The sequence below is a fragment of the Pseudokineococcus basanitobsidens genome (assembly GCF_037482545.1).
GTDB classification, from domain to species: Bacteria; Actinomycetota; Actinomycetes; order Actinomycetales; family Quadrisphaeraceae; genus Pseudokineococcus; species Pseudokineococcus basanitobsidens.
Genome location: NZ_JBBIAA010000072.1, coordinates 1 through 1,353, shown reverse-complemented (window position 1 = coordinate 1,353; position 1,353 = coordinate 1). Strand labels below are relative to the sequence as shown.

The window sequence follows — 1,353 nt, the reverse complement described above, 5'->3', positions numbered from 1 at the left end:
TCCACCTTGGATCGCGACGTCCGCCGGCTCACAGCCGACGCCGCGTCGCAGCTCCCGCACTGAACGAGCGGCGCCGACCGACGCCGCTCCCCGAGAGAAAGAAGCACACAATGTCAAACTCGCTCGATGGCAAGGTCGCACTCGTCACCGGTGGTGGCGGAGGGATCGGGCGCGAGACCGCGAAGGTCCTCGTCGACCACGGCGCACGGGTCGTTGTCGCCGACCTGTCCGAGGATGCCGGCAACGGGACGCTCGAGTACATCGACGGCGGAGACGCCGTGACGTTCGTCCGGGCGGACGTGACCGACCTCGCGTCGATGCAGCACCTGGTCCAGGCCACGGTGGACCGCTACGGCCGACTCGACGTCGCGCACAACAACGCCGGCATCGAGGTCACCGGCCCCGACCTCGCCGACGTCACGGTGGAGCAGTTCGACAAGGTGATCGCCGTCAACCTCACCGGAGTGTTCATCAGCATGAAGGCCGAGATCCCGCAGATGCTGGCGCAGGGCGGCGGATCCATCATCAACACCGCCTCGTCCCTCGGGCAGGCCGCCATCGCCCACCAGTCCGCCTACGTCACGTCGAAGCACGGCGTCATCGGCCTCACCCGAGCCGCCGCGGTGGAGTACTCCGACAAAGGCATCCGCGTGAACGCAGTGCTGCCCGGGGTGATCCAGACGCCAATGATAGACGCGCTGGAGGAGACCTACCCCGGCTTCAAGGACGCGCTGCTGACGAAGCACCCGATCGGCCGACTCGGCACGCCGCACGACATCGCCGAGATGGTCGCGTGGCTCGGTTCCGACGCGGCCGCCTTCGCGACCGGCTCGCAGTTCGCCGTCGACGGCGGGTACCTCGCGATTTAGACGAGGTGGCCACGACGGACGGGAGGCACGGTGTCAGCTGGCACCGTGCCTCCCGTCCGTCACCGGTCGCGCCGCGACCCGCGTGTCAGCCGTTCTTCGCGGCCAGTCGGTCCGTCTCGCTGTCGTTCCGCCACCCGGCGGTCGCGCCGCCGTCGACGCTGTAGTTCTGTCCGGTCACCCAAGATGACTCGTCGGAGGCCAGGTAGAGCGCCGTGTACGCGATGTCCTCGCCCGTGCCGGGGCGTTGAATGAGCGCGTTGCCGACCTGCCAGGCCTTGCCCTCCGCGTCCACCGCCTTGTCCGTCGCCGGGGTGCTGACGAAGCCAGGCGAGATCGAGTTCGCGCGGACGCCGTAGCGGGCGCCCTCCGCAGCGAGCGACTTCGTCATCGCGATGACGCCGCCCTTCGCGGTGGTGTGCGCGACCGGGCCTTGGCCCTTGATCGCAGCTGTTGGATCGCGACGCCGGAGGACGGCGCCTCGAGC

2 protein-coding genes are annotated in these 1,353 nt (G+C 69.3%); one reads left to right on the top strand and one right to left on the bottom strand.

Annotated features, from left to right (window positions below):
• Positions 1–110 precede the first annotated feature (110 nt).
• Entirely contained in the window at positions 111–869 is a 759-nt protein-coding gene (locus tag WDZ17_RS17325; protein ID WP_339576425.1) for a glucose 1-dehydrogenase, read from the top strand.
• A gap of 85 nt (positions 870–954) precedes the next feature.
• Here WDZ17_RS17325 and WDZ17_RS17320 read toward each other — a convergent pair.
• A partial coding sequence (locus tag WDZ17_RS17320) for an SDR family NAD(P)-dependent oxidoreductase (protein ID WP_339576424.1) occupies positions 955–1,353 on the bottom strand: 399 nt, incomplete at its 5' end.

Bases quoted from the DNA above. Each gene is read 5' to 3' on its own strand.
- WDZ17_RS17325 (WP_339576425.1), top strand. From the start codon at position 111: ATGTCAAACTCGCTCGATGGCAAGGTCGCACTCGTCACCGGTGGTGGC.